This is a genomic window from Desulfuromonas carbonis (assembly GCF_054658035.1).
The window spans coordinates 606,440-623,657 of record NZ_BAAHXR010000003.1; the positions used below are offsets into that span (position 1 = coordinate 606,440).

General features: G+C 62.2%; 16 protein-coding genes. 13 read left to right on the top strand and 3 right to left on the bottom strand.

Annotation, left to right across the window (positions count from 1 at the left end; all coding sequences use genetic code 11):
* Positions 1-30 precede the first annotated feature (30 nt).
* The 13 genes from ybgF to ACYQ8E_RS09805 all read left to right on the top strand — a co-directional run bounded on the left by ybgF (position 31) and on the right by ACYQ8E_RS09805 (position 12,261).
* A complete protein-coding gene (gene ybgF / locus ACYQ8E_RS09745) occupies positions 31-723 on the top strand; it encodes a tol-pal system protein YbgF (protein WP_066728690.1) in 693 nt (230 codons plus the stop codon).
* 55 nt (positions 724-778) lie between these two features.
* Entirely contained in the window at positions 779-1,822 is a 1,044-nt protein-coding gene (locus ACYQ8E_RS09750) for a LysM peptidoglycan-binding domain-containing protein (protein ID WP_066728691.1), read from the top strand.
* Positions 1,823-1,977: 155 nt separating this feature from the next.
* Positions 1,978-2,934, top strand: coding sequence for an IS1595 family transposase (locus tag ACYQ8E_RS09755; protein WP_066723977.1), 957 nt, complete (start codon positions 1,978-1,980; stop codon positions 2,932-2,934).
* Between the two features lie 43 nt (positions 2,935-2,977).
* Complete coding sequence (gene dprA / locus ACYQ8E_RS09760) at positions 2,978-4,072, top strand: DNA-processing protein DprA (protein ID WP_082820497.1); 1,095 nt, start codon at positions 2,978-2,980, stop codon at positions 4,070-4,072.
* A gap of 32 nt (positions 4,073-4,104) precedes the next feature.
* A complete protein-coding gene (locus ACYQ8E_RS09765; protein WP_066728693.1) occupies positions 4,105-4,572 on the top strand; it encodes a DUF494 family protein in 468 nt (155 codons plus the stop codon).
* A gap of 102 nt (positions 4,573-4,674) precedes the next feature.
* Complete coding sequence (topA, locus tag ACYQ8E_RS09770; RefSeq protein WP_082820394.1) at positions 4,675-7,017, top strand: type I DNA topoisomerase; 2,343 nt, start codon at positions 4,675-4,677, stop codon at positions 7,015-7,017.
* A gap of 106 nt (positions 7,018-7,123) precedes the next feature.
* Positions 7,124-8,455, top strand: coding sequence for a methylenetetrahydrofolate--tRNA-(uracil(54)-C(5))-methyltransferase (FADH(2)-oxidizing) TrmFO (gene trmFO / locus ACYQ8E_RS09775; RefSeq protein WP_459860830.1), 1,332 nt, complete (start codon positions 7,124-7,126; stop codon positions 8,453-8,455).
* Positions 8,448-9,056 (top strand): Maf family nucleotide pyrophosphatase, encoded by a 609-nt coding sequence (locus ACYQ8E_RS09780; protein ID WP_066728700.1) that lies wholly within the window; start codon positions 8,448-8,450, stop codon positions 9,054-9,056. Before trmFO ends, ACYQ8E_RS09780 begins: the two co-directional genes overlap by 8 nt.
* A gap of 24 nt (positions 9,057-9,080) precedes the next feature.
* Positions 9,081-9,770, top strand: a complete 690-nt coding sequence (locus tag ACYQ8E_RS09785) for a YggS family pyridoxal phosphate-dependent enzyme (RefSeq protein ID WP_459860832.1) — start codon at positions 9,081-9,083, stop codon at positions 9,768-9,770.
* 6 nt (positions 9,771-9,776) lie between these two features.
* Positions 9,777-10,418, top strand: a complete 642-nt coding sequence (locus tag ACYQ8E_RS09790) for an HAD-IA family hydrolase (RefSeq protein ID WP_459860834.1) — start codon at positions 9,777-9,779, stop codon at positions 10,416-10,418.
* Positions 10,415-11,713, top strand: coding sequence for an MATE family efflux transporter (locus tag ACYQ8E_RS09795; RefSeq protein WP_459860836.1), 1,299 nt, complete (start codon positions 10,415-10,417; stop codon positions 11,711-11,713). The genes ACYQ8E_RS09790 and ACYQ8E_RS09795 overlap by 4 nt, the downstream gene beginning before the upstream one ends.
* Before the next feature lie 28 nt (positions 11,714-11,741).
* Positions 11,742-11,903: a hypothetical protein gene (locus ACYQ8E_RS09800; RefSeq protein ID WP_197463665.1), complete on the top strand. Its 162-nt coding sequence runs from the start codon at positions 11,742-11,744 to the stop codon at positions 11,901-11,903.
* 70 nt (positions 11,904-11,973) lie between these two features.
* Positions 11,974-12,261: a hypothetical protein gene (locus ACYQ8E_RS09805; protein ID WP_066728708.1), complete on the top strand. Its 288-nt coding sequence runs from the start codon at positions 11,974-11,976 to the stop codon at positions 12,259-12,261.
* A 25-nt stretch (positions 12,262-12,286) separates the two neighbouring features.
* On the opposite strand, the gene ACYQ8E_RS09810 is transcribed toward ACYQ8E_RS09805, so the two are convergent.
* From ACYQ8E_RS09810 to ACYQ8E_RS09820, 3 genes are all read right to left on the bottom strand, one after another.
* Positions 12,287-13,243, bottom strand: coding sequence for an IS1595 family transposase (locus ACYQ8E_RS09810; protein ID WP_459860839.1), 957 nt, complete (start codon positions 13,241-13,243; stop codon positions 12,287-12,289).
* A gap of 140 nt (positions 13,244-13,383) precedes the next feature.
* Complete coding sequence (gene proC, locus ACYQ8E_RS09815) at positions 13,384-14,196, bottom strand: pyrroline-5-carboxylate reductase (protein ID WP_459860842.1); 813 nt, start codon at positions 14,194-14,196, stop codon at positions 13,384-13,386.
* Between the two features lie 211 nt (positions 14,197-14,407).
* A complete protein-coding gene (locus tag ACYQ8E_RS09820; RefSeq protein WP_459860846.1) occupies positions 14,408-17,041 on the bottom strand; it encodes a DUF7151 family protein in 2,634 nt (877 codons plus the stop codon).
* Positions 17,042-17,218 lie beyond the last annotated feature (177 nt).

A 17,218-nucleotide genomic window follows, 5' to 3' on the forward strand; every position in this document is an offset into this window, starting at 1 on the left:
TCAAGCTCACCTCCCCGGAAGGACGTTCAAATGCGGGTCCGCCTTCGCCATTTATGCCTTGCCCTGATCGCACTCTGCGGCGTCGTTGCCTGTGCGCCGGCGGTTGCCCCGCAAGGGTCCGGGATCGAGCCGGAACGGGTGCTACGCCTGGAGCAGGCGGTGGCCGACGTCGATCAGCGCTTGCAACACGCCCAGGACAACCTGATGCTGCTCGAAGCACGGTTGATCGATCAGCAGCAGATTCTCGAAGAGATTCGGCGCAACCTCGCCGCAGAAAAGCCAGCTCGCACTACGACCGCAACCGAGCCCCTCCCGGGGCAGACGCCGCCGACCTCCCCGGCCCCCGTTTCCCGCCAGCAGCCAGCGGCCACCGATCTTTACCTGCAGGCCTTCGCCGACTATGCCGGTGGTCGTTATCAGCAGGCGGCCAACGGCTTCACCCAATTTCTCGACACCTACGCCGCCAGCGATTATGCAGGCAACGCCCAGTACTGGCTGGCCGAATGCCAGCTTGCGCAAAAGAATTACGAGGCGGCCGCCAGGGCCTTTGAACTGACCGCCGAGCGTTACCCGCAGAACGCCAAGGCGCCCGACGCGCTGCTTAAACTGGCAGAGACCCAACGCCAGCTCGGCCAAACGGAACAGGCCGCCGCCACCGGCCGACTGCTGCGCTCGCGCTTCCCCAACAGCAACGCCGCCCGAAAATCACTTTCGACACCCTGAGCGAAGGTTGCAGGGACCCGCGGATCTTCGATTGATCTTTCACTAGGGGGCTTTAATGACGCTCAAACGCACACTCCTGATAGCCTGTTTGCTCCTCCTGCTCCCCTGGTCGGCCTTTGCCAGGGAGGAACCGGTCATCTACACCATCAAGAAGGGGGACACCCTGTGGGGGATTTCCGAGCGCTTCCTCAAGGACCCCTACTATTGGCCGAACTTGTGGGCCAACAACCCCGAGCTGCCCAATCCGCACTTCATCTATCCCGGGCAGAAACTGGCGATCTACGACGGCCGGATCGAAATTGTCCCGGCGCCGCCCGAAGCCCGTCAGCCGGAAGCTGTCGCGGCACCGGCGACGGCTGAAACCGCCGGCATACCAGCCAGCGCCCCGGTGGAGACGGCCGTAGTGAGCCCGGAAGAGACCAGAATCAAGGCGCTGGGTGGGAATATCGGTTTTATCTCCCCCGACCAGCTGCAGGGGGTCGGCACTCTGGTTGACACCATCGACAACCGCCTGATGATCACCCGTGGGGATACGGTCTTCCTCGACATGCGCGACCTGGCAGCCACCGAACCCGGGATGCTTTTCGACCTCTTCCTGCCGGGCAAAGAAGTCACCCACCCGGTCACCGGAGAGGCGGTCGGCTTCCGGGTGGTCAACCTGGGTGTCGTGCGGATTGAAGACACCTCCGGCTCGGTTGCAACCGGGGTGGTCACCACGGCCCAGCGGGAGATCCAGCGCGGGGCGCGCTTGCGCCCGTACCACGAACCACCCCGCGAAATCGTCCTCAAGCAGACCGACCGCCAGCTGAGCGGCTACGTGGTAGCGGCCGGCGGCAACCAGATCACCCTCGGTCTTTACGATGTGGTCTATCTCAACATCGGCAGTGCCGACGGCCTGGAGACCGGCAACGTGGTCTATATCTCCCGGCCCCGCGAAGCGAGCGCGCTGACCCTGAAAAAGAAGGACTTCGTCGCACCGGAGATCCTGCTCGGCAACGCGGTGGTCCTCAACACCGAGGCGAAAACCGCCACCGCCCTGGTCGTCAAGGTAGCGGCACCGATCTTCCGTGGCGACCGGGTCACGACCATGGTCCCCTGAACGATTCGTTGGTGAAAACCTGACAGCAGGAAAAAGGATTGAATCTTTCAATCCTTTTCCTGATTAGGTCTGATTCTCAGCTATGACACATTCTGTCGCACAGGGAGCATAGAGTTTGGCCATGGAACTCATGAATAACAAGGAGGTTAGCATCCATGGCCATCAATCGTATCCAGTTCCAACCGGGGCTGAGCTTGGCTGATTTTCTCAAAGACTATGGTACGGAGGCCCAATGCGAGGCGATCCTTGAGCACTCGCGCTGGCCCCAAGGATTTGTCTGTCCAGCATGCGGTGCAAGCCGCGCGGTCCAGTTTCGGCGAGGACGGTCGAACATCTTCCAGTGCTGTCGCTGCCGCAAACAGATCTCGCTGATCTCCGGAACGATTTTCCATGGGAGCAATCTGCCGCTGACCCAGTGGTTTCTGGCCCTCTACTTCATGACACAAGGCAAGTCCGGCCTGTCGATGCTGGAGTTGAGACGAATGCTGGGTTTGAGCTACAAAGCGGCTTGGCGGCTCAAGCACAAGCTCATGCAGGCGATGTTCGAGCGCGAAGAGACAACGGTTCTGGCCCAGCGGGTCGAGATCGACGACGCCTACTTGGGCGGGGAACGCTCCGGCGGTAAGGTTGGTCGCGGTTCGGAGAACAAAGTTCCCTTCATTGCGGCAGTGGAGACCAGTCACGAGGGCCATCCGCTGCGAGCTGTTTTTAGCCGGGTGACGACCTTCAGCAGCCATGACGTTGATCAATGGGCCAAGAATCACTTGGCACCGACGGCGCTGGTCGTTTCTGATGGCCTGAATTGCTTCCGCGCCGTCACCAAGACTGGGTGCTACCATCAGCGAGAGGTGGTTGGTGATCAACGCAGAAGTACCGACATGGGCTGCTTCCACTGGATCAACACCATCCTGGGCAATCTTAAGACGGCCATGGCCGGAACGTATCATGCGTTTGACTTCGACAAATATGCGCATCGCTATCTGGCCGAGTTTCAGTACCGGTTCAACCGGCGGTTCGATCTGCGCAGCATGCTGCCAAGACTGCTGTTCGCCTGTGTCTCAATCGGCAAGCGGCCCGAGGCCTGGCTTCGCCGAGCTGAGAATTGGACCTAATCAGGATCCTTTTTCCTTGTCCGTCATTCTCTGGGAGGGGGATATGACCGACAGCACCCGGCACTGGCTCCGCCTGCACCTGACCCCGGGACTTGGCCGCCGCGGCCTGATTCGCCTGATGGCAAGCTTCGGCTCACCAGCGGCGGCGCTCGCCGCCGCCCCCGAGGCCTGGCAGGAGCGGGCCGGTATCCGTGCTGCGGTCGCCCAGCAGATTCCATCCGCGAGCGATCCGGTCCTGCAGCAGGCGGTCGCTGCCCTCGAAGGGTGCGGCGCAAGGATCGTCTCCCTCTGGGACCCCGCCTATCCAGCGCTGTTGCGCCAGATCCACGACCCCCCTGCCCTGCTCTACCTGCGTGGCACCCTGCCGACGCATGAAGCGATCCAGGTCGCCGTGGTTGGCGCCCGCCGCGCCAGCTCCGCCGGTCGGCAACTCACCGGAGAAATCTGCCGCCCCCTGGCTGGCGAGGGTCTGGTGATCGTCAGCGGTCTTGCCCGCGGCATCGACACTGCCGCGCACCGCGCCGCCCTCGCCGCAGGGGGGCGGACCGTCGGCGTCCTCGGCTGCGGTATCGACCTGGTCTATCCGCCCGAGAATGAAGCCCTTGTCGAAGGAATCCTCGAAAGAGGTGCGCTCCTCTCCGAATATCCGCCGGGGACTCCGCCGCTGCCGGGACACTTCCCGGGGCGCAATCGCATCATCAGCGGCCTCTGCCGGGGCGTGCTGGTGGTCGAGGCGGCCGCCGGCAGCGGCTCGCTGATCACCGTCGACTTTGCCCTGGAACAGGGGCGCGAAGTCTTCGCCGTACCGGGCCCGGTTCACAGCGCCACCAGCGGCGGGGTCAACCAGCTCCTCAAGGAGGGGGCCCACCTGGTTACCGAAGCTGGCGACATTCTCGACATCCTCGCCCCCGACCGGAGTCACCAGGTGTCAGCGGCGGACGATCCATGCAGCACCCTTGAGCCCCGGGCCCGGCAACTGTTTCAGGAACTCTCCAGAGAGCCGCTGCACATCGACGATCTGACCGGGAGAAGTGGCTTGACACCCATGGAGGTTTCCACTATTTTACTGGACCTAGAACTGCAGGGCTGTGTGGAACAACTCCCGGGCATGCGTTATATCCGCCATCGCCGGGGGTGATCTCCACCCTCTTGCGGAGAAGAGGAGAGAATTTGCGCGAACGGGTTCTAGCCATTGTCAGCATCATCACCCAGTACGTTCTGGGGGAGCGCGACACGGTTACCGAAAACGATATCGTCGAGGAATTGCTCGCGGTTGGCTTCGACGCCGATGAAATCGATGCGGCATTCAGCTGGATGCAGAATGTCGGCTCCGCTGCGCCCGGCAAGACCAGGGAGCTGACCGAAGTACGCAGCCAGCGAATCTTTACCGCCGAGGAAAAGCGGGACATTACCGCCGATGCCCGCGGTTTGCTGATCCGCCTGCGCACCCTCGGCATTCTCGACGACGAAGCCCAGGAAGAGATCATCGACCGCGCCATGCAGGTGGCGGATGACCCGGTCTCCCTCAAGGAGATGAAGGCGATCGCCGCCCTGACCCTCTTCTCCCGCAACCACGAGGAATGGCGCCGGGAAGTGGACTGCTTCCTGGACGACGACTGGGTTCGGCTTTACCACTGAGACGCAGGCTGCAGGGGACCCTGCAGCCTTTTTGGTTTCTGTACACGGCAGGGCGTATCGCAGATACGCCTTTCACCTTTTTTGGATAACCTGGGGAGTTTCATGGCAAAATCACTGGTCATCGTCGAATCACCGGCCAAGGCCAAGACCATAGAAAAGTTTCTCGGCAAGGGGTTCAAGGTGCTCGCCTCCTACGGCCACGTCCGGGCGTTGCCGAGCAAACAGGGGATGGTCGACATCGCCAACGGCTTCGAACCGAACTACCAGATCCTGCCCGAGAGCAGCAAGCAGATCGCGCTGCTGCGCAAGGAACTCCAGGGGGCTGACGAGCTGATCCTCGCCACCGACCCCGACCGCGAGGGAGAAGCGATCGCCTGGCACCTGCTGCAGGCGCTGGGGATCGATGAGAAGGGCGCCAAGCCCAGGGTACGCCGGGTCACCTTCCACGAGATTACCGCCAAGGCGATTCAGGCGGCGATGGCGGCGCCGGGACAGATCGCCCGCGACCTGGTCGACGCCCAGCAGGCCCGTTCGATTCTCGATTATCTGGTCGGCTTCAACCTCTCCCCCTTCCTCTGGAAGAAGATCCGCTACGGTCTCTCGGCCGGCCGCGTCCAGTCGGTGGCGCTGCGTCTGATCTGCGACCGGGAAAAAGAGATTGAAGCCTTCGTCACCGAGGAATTCTGGACCCTCGACGCCCTGCTCGCCAATCAGGCCGCCACCCTCTTCAAGGCGCGGCTCTTTGCCATCGACGGCAAGAAACTCGACAAGTTTGCTATCGCCAACCAGGCCCAGGCCGACGCACTGGTCAGTGCCCTCGCCGGGCAGCCGTTCCAGGTTGCCAGCGTCAACCGCAGCGAAAAGAAGCGCAACCCCGCGCCCCCCTTCACCACCAGCACCCTGCAGCAGGAGGCGAGCCGCAAGCTCGGCTTCTCGGCCCGCAAGACCATGAGCACGGCGCAGAAACTCTACGAGGGGATCGACATCGGCCAGGGCTCCGTCGGCCTGATCACCTACATGCGAACCGACTCGGTGACCCTGTCGACGGACGCCACCGACGAGGCCCGCCAGGTCATCACCGCGGTCTACGGCAAGGACTACGCGCTGGCCAAACCGCGGGTTTACAAGAGCAAGGCGAAGAATGCCCAGGAGGCCCATGAGGCGATCCGGCCAACGACCATCGCCAACACCCCGGACCAGGTCAAGCCGTTCCTCTCCTCCGACCAGTATCGCCTCTACAAGCTGATCTGGATGCGCACCGTCGCCTCGCAGATGGCAGCGGCGATCCTCGACGCCTCCAGCGTCGACCTTGCTGCCGGCGACCGCTACACCTTCCGCGCCACTGGCCAGGTGGTGCGCTTCCCCGGCTTCATGAAGCTTTACATCGAGGGGACCGATGATGCCGTCGAAGAGCAGGAAGGCACCCTGCCGCTGCTCACCGTCGGGGAGGAGCTCGCCTGCCGCGAACTGAACCCCGAGCAGCACTTCACCCAGCCGCCGCCACGGTTTACCGAGGCGAGCCTGGTCAAGACCCTGGAGGAGTACGGGATCGGCCGTCCCTCGACCTACGCCTCGATCATGAATACCCTGGTCACCCGCAAATACGTGCGCCTCGAGAAACGGACCTTCTACCCCGAAGATATCGGCCGGGTCGTCAACGATTTGCTGACCAGCCATTTTGCCAAGTACGTCGACTACGATTTCACCGCCCAACTGGAAGAGGACCTCGATGCCATCGCCCGCGGCGAGGAACAGTGGCGCCCCCTGCTCAAGGGGTTCTGGGAGCCCTTCATCGCCCTGCTCAAGCAGAAAGAGCAGGAGGTGCGCAAGGAAGATCTGACCACCGAAAAGACCGACCGCGACTGCCCCGAATGCGGCAAGCCGCTGGTGGTCAAACTCGGCCGTTCCGGCAAGTTCCTCGCCTGCTCCGGTTTCCCTGAATGCCGGCATACCGAGCCGCTCGCTGCCGAAGAGCGGGAAGAGCCGGTCCTCTCCGAAGAGAAGTGCGACAAGTGCGGCGCGCCGATGCTGATCAAGGAGGGCCGCTTCGGCAAGTTCCTCGCCTGCAGCGCCTATCCGGCCTGCAAGAACATCCAGCCGCTGGTCAAGCCCAAGGCCCTTGGCGTCGCCTGCCCTGAATGCAAGGAAGGGGAGCTGATGGAGAAGAAGAGCCGTTACGGCAAGATCTTCTACTCCTGCAACCGTTACCCCAAGTGCAAATACGCGCTCTGGGACCCGCCGGTCGCCGAGCCCTGCCCCAAATGCAGCTGGCCGGTGCTGGTCGACAAGACGACCAAGCGCGACGGCACCGTGCGCAAATGCCCCCAGGAAGGCTGTGACTACAAGCTCGTGCTGGTGCCACCGGACAAGCCAGCTGCCGCCGCAAAGGAGAAGCCAAAAAGCAAAGCGGCCAGCAAAAAGAAACCGGCAAAAAAGACCAAATAGTACCCCTTTTGCAATAACTTTCCTGACCGCCGCCGGCTGTGCACCGAGCGGCGGTTTGATTTCCCGGCAAGACCTAAACTTCCCGTTAAGGACGCTGTGAAAATCGATGACTGAACCGGATATCACCATCGTCGGCGGCGGACTCGCCGGCTGTGAAGCCGCCTGGCAGGCGGCGGCGCAGGGCGCCAGGGTGCGTCTCTATGAAATGAAGCCGCACCGCTTTTCTCCCGCCCACAGTTCGCCGCTCCTCGGCGAGCTGGTCTGTTCCAATTCCCTGCGCGGCGCCGGCATGAACAACGCCGTCGGCTGCCTGAAGGAGGAGCTGCGCCGCTGCCAGGCCCTCTTCATGCAGGCCGCCGACGCCACCGCGGTCCCTGCCGGCGGCGCCCTCGCCGTCGATCGCGAGGCCTTCGCCCTGGAGCTGACCCGCTGCATCGAAGACCACCCGCAGATTGAACTGGTGCGCGAAGAGGTGACCGAAATTCCGACCGGGGGGATCGTCATCCTCGCCTCCGGACCGCTCACCTCCGAAGCCCTCTCTCGCGAGATTGCCCGCCTCACCGGCAGTGAGCATCTCTATTTCTACGACGCCATCGCCCCGATTGTCGAAGCCGACTCCATCGACTTCTCCATCGCCTGGAAGGCCTCGCGCTATGGCAAGGGGGGCGATGACTATGTCAACTGCCCCCTGACCAAGGAGGAATACCTCGACTTTGTCGCCGCCCTCCGGGCGGCCGAAAAGGTACCGGGACGGGAGTTCGAAAAGGTCGTCCATTTCGAGGGGTGCATGCCGATCGAGGCGCTCGCCGAGCGCGGCGACATGACCCTCGCCTTCGGACCGATGAAGCCGGTAGGCCTCCCCGATCCGCGCACCGGCCGCGAGCCCTTTGCCATCGTCCAGCTGCGCCAGGATGACACCCATGCCAGCCTCTTCAACCTGGTCGGCTTCCAGACCAAGCTGACCTGGCCGGAACAGCGCCGCATCCTGCGCACCATCCCGGGGTTGGCACAGGCCCGATTCGCCCGCCTCGGCAGCATGCACCGCAACACCTTCATCAACGCGCCGGCCTGCCTGGAGCCAACCCTCCAGTTCAAGGGGCGGCCGCAGCTCTTCCTGGCCGGTCAGATCACCGGGGTCGAGGGCTACGTCGAATCGGCCGCCTGCGGTTTTCTCGCCGGCATCTTCGCCGCCCGCTTTCTGCAACACCGGCCGATCCCGCTGCCACCGGCGACGACGGCCCTCGGCGCCCTGCTCACCCACCTGGCGACCGCCGACAGCCAGGCCTTCCAGCCCATGAACGTCAACTACGGACTCTTTCCGCCCCTGGAAGGGCGTCACCGCAAGCGCAGTGACCGCCGCCTCGCCATGGCCGAACGGGCCCTGGCCGATCTCGCCCCCTGGTGGCAGCAGGTAACTGCGGAGGACCGCCATGAGTAATCCCCCGCAACTGGTTCTCGCCTCGGCCTCCCCCCGGCGCCGGGAACTCCTCGCCCAGCTCGGCATCCGCTTCGCCGTGGTTGCGGGGAATGCGCCGGAGGAGCTCCTTCCCGGCGAGAGCCCGGAGCAGCACGTCGTGCGCCTCGCCAGCGACAAGGCGCGGGAAGTCGCCAGCCGCGAAGAGGTGAGCGGGCGCTGGTTCCTCGGCAGCGACACCATCGTGCTGCGCGACGAGACCCTGCTTGGCAAACCGCGGGACGCGGCGGAAGCCGCCGCCATGCTGCGCTCCCTCTCCGGCCGCAGCCACCGGGTTCTTTCAGGCTATGCCGTCCTTGACCGCGCCAGCGGCGTCACCAGCACCGGCGCCGTGGCCACCACGGTCTATTTCAAGAAGTTGACAGAGCAGGAGATCGCGGGCTACATTGCCAGCGGTGAACCCTTTGACAAGGCGGGGGCCTACGCGATCCAGGGGATCGGGGCCTTCATGGTGCGCAGCATCGAGGGGAGCTACAGCAATGTCGTCGGCCTCCCCCTCTGCGAAGTCGTCGACCTTTTGGAACGCCTCGGCGCCATCCGGCTCTTCGCAGCGCCGGTTCCCTGACCTCTCAAGCCGGAATCGTTTCCTATGTCCATCGCCGCCAATCTTCAGCTGATTCATCAGCGCATCGACGCCGCCTGCCGCCGTGCCGGACGTGACCCTAAGTCGGTGCGCCTGCTGGCCGTCTCCAAGACCAAGCCGGCCGCCATGATTGAAGAAGCGGCCCGCGCCGGCCAGTTCCTTTTCGGCGAGAACTATGTGCAGGAGTTCTGCGCCAAGGCCGAAGTGGTGCAGGCCCCGGTCGAGTGGCATTTCATCGGCGCGCTGCAAAGCAACAAGGTCAAATACCTGCGCGGCAAGGTGGCGCTGATCCACTCCGTCGATCGCCTCTCCCTGGCACAGGAGATCAGCCGCCAATGGCAACGACTGGAAAAGCCCGCCAACATCCTGCTCGAGGTCAACCTCGGTGGCGAGGCGAGCAAGGCGGGGAGCGATGCCGCCGGACTAATGGAGCTGGCAGGCCAGGTTTCCCAGCTACCCGGGGTGCGGGTCCGGGGGCTGATGGCGATCCCCCCCTGGGAAGAAGACCCGGAGCGGGTGCGCCCCTATTTTCGCCGCCTGCGGCAACTGGCCACCGAGCTGGCCGGCCAGGGTCTGCCGAACCTGGAGATGGCCGAACTGTCGATGGGGATGAGTCACGACTTCGAGGTCGCCATCGAGGAGGGGGCGACCCTGGTGCGGGTCGGTACCGCGATCTTCGGTGAGCGCCAGCGCTGAGGGCTGATGCAGCAACCGACCACTTTCCTTTTCGATCTCGACGGCACCCTGGTCGATTCCCTCGCCGACCTGGCGACGGCGGTCAACCTGCTGCGCCACGAGCGCTCCCTCCCCCCTCTCGATTCGGCTGCCGTGCGCAGCTACGTCGGCGACGGCGCGACCGCCCTGGTAAAGCGCGCCCTTCCCGCGGGACTCTTCAGCAACGCACAGCTGCAACGCTTTCTCGCTCTCTACGGCGAACATCTCCTCGACACCACCCGCCCCTACCCCGGCATCCTTGAGTTCCTGACGCGCCATCGCCAGCAGCCCCTGGCCGTCGTCACCAACAAACCGCACGGCCTGACCCGGAAGCTGCTGAGCGGACTGGAGCTCGACCACTATTTCCCGGTCGTGGTCGGCGGCGACAGCTGCGAGGAGAAGAAGCCGTCGCCCGTGCCGGTGCGATGGGCGCTGGAGCGACTCGGCGTCATGGCAACCGACGCCGTCCTGATCGGCGACCACCATACCGACCTGAGCGCCGGGCAGGCGGCGGGTGTTCGAACCTGTTTCTGCCGCTGGGGACTCGGGGAGCGGGGAGGTATCGATGCCGACTTTCAGGTCGACAGTGCGGAGGCGCTGTTGCAACTCTTCCCCGGGATCGAATCATGACCCACAGCGGCCGCCTCGGCCAACGGGAGATCGCCCTCTTCTTCTTCCCGCTCCTCCTCAACGTGCAGTTGATGAGCGTCTCCCACTCGGTGATCAACGCTTTTCTCGCCCGCCAGCACGACTACATTACTGCCCTCGCCGGGTTTTCGGTGGCGATGGTGTTGCACCTCTTTCTCGCCTCCCCCTCCTACCAGAACCACACCGTCACCATCGCCATGGTGCGCGGGCGTCGCTCGCTGCGCGGGACCGTTCGTTTTGTCGTCCTGGTCGCCTGCTACGTTTCGGTGATGCTCGCCCTGGTCGCCTTTACCCCGATCGGTGACCTCGTCCTCAAACGCTTCCTCGGGGTATCGGACGAGATCGCCGCGGCCGCTCGCTCCGCCCTCGGCATGCTCGTCGCGCTCCCCTTCATCACCGGTTTCCGCGGCTTCTTTCAGGGGCTGGTGATCAAAGCTCGCCGCACCGCCCTGGTCTCCTTCGCCACCGCGGTGCGCATCGGCGGCCTCTTTATCTTCCTGGCCGGCGGTGCCCGCTGGTTTGCCGGCGCCGAACTGGGGGCCTTCGCCCTGCTCGCCTGTGTCGCCACCGAAACCCTCTTCATGGGCGCTTTTGCCTGGCGCTGTGAAATCCCGGACGCGACCGCCGACGAAAAGGGGACCTGGGAGATCCTGCGCTTCGCCTTTCCCCTCGCCTACTCCTCCTGCCTGCAGCAGACGATTCCGCTGCTGATCAACGCCATCATCAGCCGCCTTCCCGACGGCCCCCTGGCTCTCGCCGCCTTTGGCGTCATCCGTGGCTTTCTCTTTCTCCTCGCCGGGCCGATGCGCAACCTGCAACAGGCCTACCTCACCCTGGTTGAAACGGCCGGCGACTTTCGCGCCCTGGTCCGTTTCAGCTGCTGGGTCGGCGGGACACTGGCATTGCTGCTGGTGATCGCCGCCTGGCCCCTGAACCGGGCGATTCTCGGCGAGATCATGGGCCTTGATCCGGCAATGCGTGCCTATATTGCCCTGCCCCTGGCCGCCTGCGCCCTCTACCCCCTCCTCTACGGGGCCGCCAACCTGCTGCGCGGCTGGTTCACCGGCCAGCATCGAACCTCCCTGCTCGGCCGCTCGACCATCTACAAGAGTGCCTTGCTCCTCCTCGCCTGGGGACTGCTGACCCTCTGGCCGCTCCCCCTGCCGGGCGTCGCCATCGCCATTTTTCTGCTGCTCACCGCCGAACTCTGCGAAGTGGCCTATCTCCAGCGCCAGCGGCGGCAGCTGCTCGCCCCCCTTGCCCAAGGCTCGAGGTAACGGCTAGACTGGTGGCAAGGAGTCAGCCATGGAGAAGAAACACCCCTGCCCGGACTGCGCCCACTGCCAGTGGTGCAGTGACGACCGTTGTCGTCTCTGCCTGCGCCAGAACTGCGGCAGGAAACTGAGCATGGCTGAGCAGATCGCCCGCTTCGAAGCGCTCAACACGGCCAGCAGGAAGCGGGAGTGATTATCTGGCACAATCTATGAAAGGAAAGAGGACGCAGGGTTAAATGCTGTGAAAGAAAGGGAGAGCAATCATGCCCAATCTCTGTGGCAGCTGCAAGCAGGGGCACGAGCAGAAACCGGGGGGCGGCAAACCCTCGCCGGGAACCGTCTGGTGCAGCCAGCGCAGCGTCCAGATGGGGAAGAACCGGCCGATGCCCTGTTTCGTTCCCAGACCGGGTCAGCGGGCCAATCACTGCCTCGACTGCAAAAAGGCCAAGATGCTCAAACCGACCGGGGAAGCGCCGCAACTCGGCCACGTCTGGTGCGAAAAACGTCACCTTGAGATCAACAAGCAGCGCAGCATGGGCTGCTTCGAATAAGTTTCCATCTCATCCCAGAACCTGATTAGGTCCAATTCTCAGCTCGGCGAAGCCAGGCCTCGGGCCGCTTGCCGATTGAGACACAGGCGAACAGCAGTCTTGGCAGCATGCTGCGCAGATCGAACCGCCGGTTGAACCGGTACTGAAACTCGGCCAGATAGCGATGCGCATATTTGTCGAAGTCAAACGCATGATACGTTCCGGCCATGGCCGTCTTAAGATTGCCCAGGATGGTGTTGATCCAGTGGAAGCAGCCCATGTCGGTACTTCTGCGTTGATCACCAACCACCTCTCGCTGATGGTAGCACCCAGTCTTGGTGACGGCGCGGAAGCAATTCAGGCCATCAGAAACGACCAGCGCCGTCGGTGCCAAGTGATTCTTGGCCCATTGATCAACGTCATGGCTGCTGAAGGTCGTCACCCGGCTAAAAACAGCTCGCAGCGGATGGCCCTCGTGACTGGTCTCCACTGCCGCAATGAAGGGAACTTTGTTCTCCGAACCGCGACCAACCTTACCGCCGGAGCGTTCCCCGCCCAAGTAGGCGTCGTCGATCTCGACCCGCTGGGCCAGAACCGTTGTCTCTTCGCGCTCGAACATCGCCTGCATGAGCTTGTGCTTGAGCCGCCAAGCCGCTTTGTAGCTCAAACCCAGCATTCGTCTCAACTCCAGCATCGACAGGCCGGACTTGCCTTGTGTCATGAAGTAGAGGGCCAGAAACCACTGGGTCAGCGGTAGATTGCTCCCATGAAAAATCGTTCCGGAGATCAGCGAGATCTGTTTGCGGCAGCGACAGCACTGGAAGATGTTCGACTGTCCTCGCCGGAACTGGACCGCGCGGCTTGCACCGCATGCTGGACAGACAAATCCTTGGGGCCAGCGCGAGTGCTCAAGGATCGCCTCGCATTGGGCCTCCGTACCATAGTCTTTGAGAAAATCAGCCAAGCTCAGCCCCGGTTGGAACTGGATACGATTGATGGCCATGGATGCTAACCTCCTTGTTATTCATGAGTTCCATGGCCAAACTCTATGCTCCCTGTGCGACAGAATGTGTCATAGCTGAGAATCAGACCTAATCAGGTCCCAGAATGAAAGCGGGGCCGGTCTCACGACCAGCCCCGTTTTCATTTTTTGCCCAGTTCCCGCGAGCGCCGGGTGGCGGCCGCCACCGCCGCCATCAGCGTCCCGCGCAGCCCCCGATCCTCCAGGGCCTGGACCGCGGCGATCGTCGTCCCGCCCGGCGAACAGACCTTGTCGCGCAGCAGCGCCGGATGCTCGCCGCTCTCCTTGACCAGGCGCGCGGCACCGAGCACCGTCTGCACCGCCAGCTGCAGGGCCGTCTCCCGCGGCAGCCCTTCGCGGACACCGCCGTCGGCCAGCGCCTCGATCACTGTGAAGACATAGGCCGGCCCGGAACCGGAGAGCCCGGTGACGGCATCCATCTGGAATTCGGCGACCAGATGCACGCTGCCAACCGCCTCGAAGATGTGGCGGGCGGCGGCCAGGTCATCGACAGATGCAAAGCGTCCCGCGCAGAGCGCCGTCGCCCCTTCTCCGACCAGGGCCGGCGTATTCGGCATCGCCCGCACCACCCGCGGCTGGCCGTCGAAACAGGCTTCCAGTGTTGCAGTGGTGACTCCTGCCAGGATCGACAGCATCAGTTTTTCGCCGCTGAATGCGGCGGCAAAGTCGCCGACCACCTCGGCGAGCAATTGTGGTTTGATCGCCAGGACCACCAGCGAAGAATCCCGTACCAAACTTAAATTGTCGGCAATGCATCGTATTCCGTAGCGCTTTTCGAGGAATTGGCGCCGATCGGAGCCAGGTTCCGAGACACTGATTTTTTCGGCAGGAAACGCCCCCTGGAGCAGCCCCTTGATCAGGGCCTCGGCCATGTTTCCGCCGCCGACGAAACCGATTGTTCCCAGGTTAGTCATAGACGGCCCTTTTTTGCGGTTCCAATTATTTCAATGACTGCCAGCTACCGCGCAGGCAGTTGATTATGGTCAGTTAATAGAATCACACCGGGGATGTCAAGCCGAACTTTCCGACGTTAAGTTAGGATAATTAAAAACAGAAGGCGGACCTCGAAAGGCCCGCCTTCTGTTTACGCGTGGCGATGGACCAGAGTCCACCGCTGGTCAGGGTTTACTGGAACATGGCCATGATCTTTGCGATTACGGCATCGAGAACGCCCGCGGCATTTTGAACAAGATAGCCGTTGGTTTTCACATGCGCGTTGAATGCCGCCAGATCACCGGCCGCATCTTCGTTAATCATTTGCGCGCGGTGGCAACCACCGCAGGCGCGGGAAGCAGGACCCGTGACATAACTCGGCACCGCGCCGATATTTCTGTCTTTGTTCAGGGTATCCGCGGCTGAATGCAGGCCGGGAAGTGAATTGGCCTGGTTCGGCACATTGAAGGTCCCTGCCGCATGGCAAGACTGGCAGTTCTCGATCCCGTGGGTGGGATACGGGAAAAGCTCGGTGTGATCCTCATAGTGCAGGGCTTCGACCGGGTCGTTAAAGTCGACATCGCCCGGATCAAACGCCTGGAACGAGTGGATCGCATGAACGTAGGAATCGATGGAGCGCGACTGCATTTCCAGGTGCGAGCCACCGGACATGGTAGTATGACACATGCGGCAGACGATAATGTTGCCACCCCGGTCAGGAGAGTGGAAGGTCGTGGCCAGCTGATCATGGCAATTGTTACAGCCGGTCTCAACATTGACCAGAGCGTTGGCCCCACTGTAGAAGTCGTCTTCAAAGGCGTTGAGAGCCAGGTTGAAGGTTTTGGACGGAGCATCGAGACCAACCTTAACGCCATTTACCGTCAAGGAGGGTGCAACGGCAATTTCCAGCCGCTTGACGATGCCGTCGGTGACCATATTGTTCGTATCAAACACACTGGTGTCGAAAGTCACCGACCAGGTGCCATCCCCGGGGTTCACGACGTTTGAGAAGTAGGGGTTGGTGCTGGTCCCATCGAGGGTAAATTCCCCGATCCTATTACGAGCGGCGTCGCGGTCGTGGTTGGAAATGATGAAGTCTTTGGTGTCGTAGCCGTAGCCGGCAACGTAAACGGTGGGGACGATATTGGCGGCAACAGCAGCACCTACGGTTCCGGCGGCGCTGAAGTCAATCTTGAGAGCCGTGCCGGTCAAGGTAGCGGCGTCGATGGAGACGGTGATCCCCTTGGCGTACTTGGCGCCGGCCGCGTCGTAAATAGCGGTATCGAAGCCCGTGTGGATGGCACTGAAGACAGGAGCCGTGCCAGTGGCACTATGGCAAGAATTACATACCGTCGCCGCATCAAAAGCATGAGGGATGAGGGTGTTCAGCGCGATACCTGTAAAGTCGTATTTAAAATTACCATTGGCATCGGCAGTATCCGTGCCACCATTCATCGGGTGACAGCTCTTGCATGTCTCGAGCTTGAAATTGGCATCCGCCAGGATGACATTGATCTTGCCTTCATGACAGGTCACGCAGTTGGCCATGGACTGGGGATAGGGGAATTCCATGGCGTGCGACATATGCACATCGTTCATGAGGCTGGTTTGGTAGGCGTACTGGGCGGCGATAGCAGCATCTTCCGCAGCCGTCGTTAAGCCTTTGGCCCTCTTAACCCACAGGGCCGGGTCATCAACGGCAAGTTGCCATTCGAAATGACCACCCTCGCCATTGTCGAGGTGACAGGCTTTGCAGGTCAGGAAATCAGTGCTGGGATCATGACCGACTTCGCCATAGATGTTGCCGTGTTTGAGAAAGGGGACACTGTGGCATTTCTCGCAACCCGCGTTATTGGCGGCAGAGACGTACCCAACGGTTCCGGTTTTGGCCAGACCGGCATAGGGGTATTTTACCAGTTTGACGCGGGAGGGCGGCAAGGAACCGACCTGGTCATCGTAGCCGTAAACGACGACGACGCCATTTTGGGCCCCAAGGTCACCCGCGGCAGTTTGAGCCTTGGTGCTGGTGCAGACGCCGGCATTGTTTGTCAGCGTCCCCTTGATGGAGAGCCTATTGGCGGCCGGGTTGAACTGGAACTTGGCGCCGTCGAACGGCACCCAGTAGATATTGAGATTCGATACGGCGGTGCAATCGGCAGCCGCGTCCGCTTTGGTCGAGGTCATGTTGAAGGTAACGATGTCGTTGGTGCCATCATTGGAGTAGGCTACGTTAGACAGTGTAATGACACCATCCTGATACAACTGGTCGTAGAACGCCTGGTGCTGGGCACCGGTCGTAGCATGGCAGACCGCACAGGACTCAGCTTCGACGGCGGCGACAGCAGGTTCGTTGCTGTTGCAGACAAATTTGGTCTGATCGATTTCGGCGGCATCAAGGACCCCGTTGCCATCGCTGTCGATACCAGTATCAATCTGGACACCACCGACACTACAGACCGTCAGCGGCGCATCAGTCAACAGGATCAGCGAGGTCAGTCCATCCGCTCCGGTCGGTCCGGTCGGTCCGGCAGGTCCGGTCGGTCCAGTTGCGCCGTCGGCACCGTCCGCTCCATCGACACCGTTACAAACGGGGATTGAATTTTTGATTTCAGCATCGTCGAGAATACCGTTGCCGTTGGTATCGACCCCGGTGTAGACATAGATTCCGCCATTGGCGCATACCGACCCTGGTGCGATGTCCTTGGTGGCGGCAGCGGAGGCAAAATTCTGCACCACTGCCTTTTTGTCATCGCTGTTAGAACAACCCCATAGGAAAGTCATACTCGTTAACAGCAGAACTGCACTCACCAACCTGAACCTGGCCATCATTACCTCCGTTGTTTAGGGACAGTTGGTTGCCGGAGCCTTGCTGGCACCGGCAACGGCACCACCTGGATATCCTGGAAGGGGGACTCCCTTCCACGGTCGTTGCTAGTGGACATGCTGGATCAATCGACAGAACATGTTGCGTTCAAACACGGCCTCCTCCGGGGCAGAAACCCC

Excerpts from the sequence above, each read along its gene's own strand:
- ybgF (WP_066728690.1), top strand. The coding sequence starts at position 31 with ATGCGGGTCCGCCTTCGCCATTTATGCCTTGCCCTGATCGCACTCTGC.
- ACYQ8E_RS09750 (WP_066728691.1), top strand. The coding sequence starts at position 779 with ATGACGCTCAAACGCACACTCCTGATAGCCTGTTTGCTCCTCCTGCTC.
- ACYQ8E_RS09755 (WP_066723977.1), top strand. The coding sequence starts at position 1,978 with ATGGCCATCAATCGTATCCAGTTCCAACCGGGGCTGAGCTTGGCTGAT.
- dprA (WP_082820497.1), top strand. The coding sequence starts at position 2,978 with ATGACCGACAGCACCCGGCACTGGCTCCGCCTGCACCTGACCCCGGGA.
- topA (WP_082820394.1), top strand. The coding sequence starts at position 4,675 with ATGGCAAAATCACTGGTCATCGTCGAATCACCGGCCAAGGCCAAGACC.
- trmFO (WP_459860830.1), top strand. The coding sequence starts at position 7,124 with ATGACTGAACCGGATATCACCATCGTCGGCGGCGGACTCGCCGGCTGT.
- ACYQ8E_RS09780 (WP_066728700.1), top strand. The coding sequence starts at position 8,448 with ATGAGTAATCCCCCGCAACTGGTTCTCGCCTCGGCCTCCCCCCGGCGC.
- ACYQ8E_RS09785 (WP_459860832.1), top strand. The coding sequence starts at position 9,081 with ATGTCCATCGCCGCCAATCTTCAGCTGATTCATCAGCGCATCGACGCC.
- ACYQ8E_RS09790 (WP_459860834.1), top strand. The coding sequence starts at position 9,777 with ATGCAGCAACCGACCACTTTCCTTTTCGATCTCGACGGCACCCTGGTC.
- ACYQ8E_RS09795 (WP_459860836.1), top strand. The coding sequence starts at position 10,415 with ATGACCCACAGCGGCCGCCTCGGCCAACGGGAGATCGCCCTCTTCTTC.
- ACYQ8E_RS09800 (WP_197463665.1), top strand. The coding sequence starts at position 11,742 with ATGGAGAAGAAACACCCCTGCCCGGACTGCGCCCACTGCCAGTGGTGC.
- ACYQ8E_RS09805 (WP_066728708.1), top strand. The coding sequence starts at position 11,974 with ATGCCCAATCTCTGTGGCAGCTGCAAGCAGGGGCACGAGCAGAAACCG.
- ACYQ8E_RS09810 (WP_459860839.1), bottom strand. The coding sequence starts at position 13,243 with ATGGCCATCAATCGTATCCAGTTCCAACCGGGGCTGAGCTTGGCTGAT.
- proC (WP_459860842.1), bottom strand. The coding sequence starts at position 14,196 with ATGACTAACCTGGGAACAATCGGTTTCGTCGGCGGCGGAAACATGGCC.
- ACYQ8E_RS09820 (WP_459860846.1), bottom strand. The coding sequence starts at position 17,041 with ATGGCCAGGTTCAGGTTGGTGAGTGCAGTTCTGCTGTTAACGAGTATG.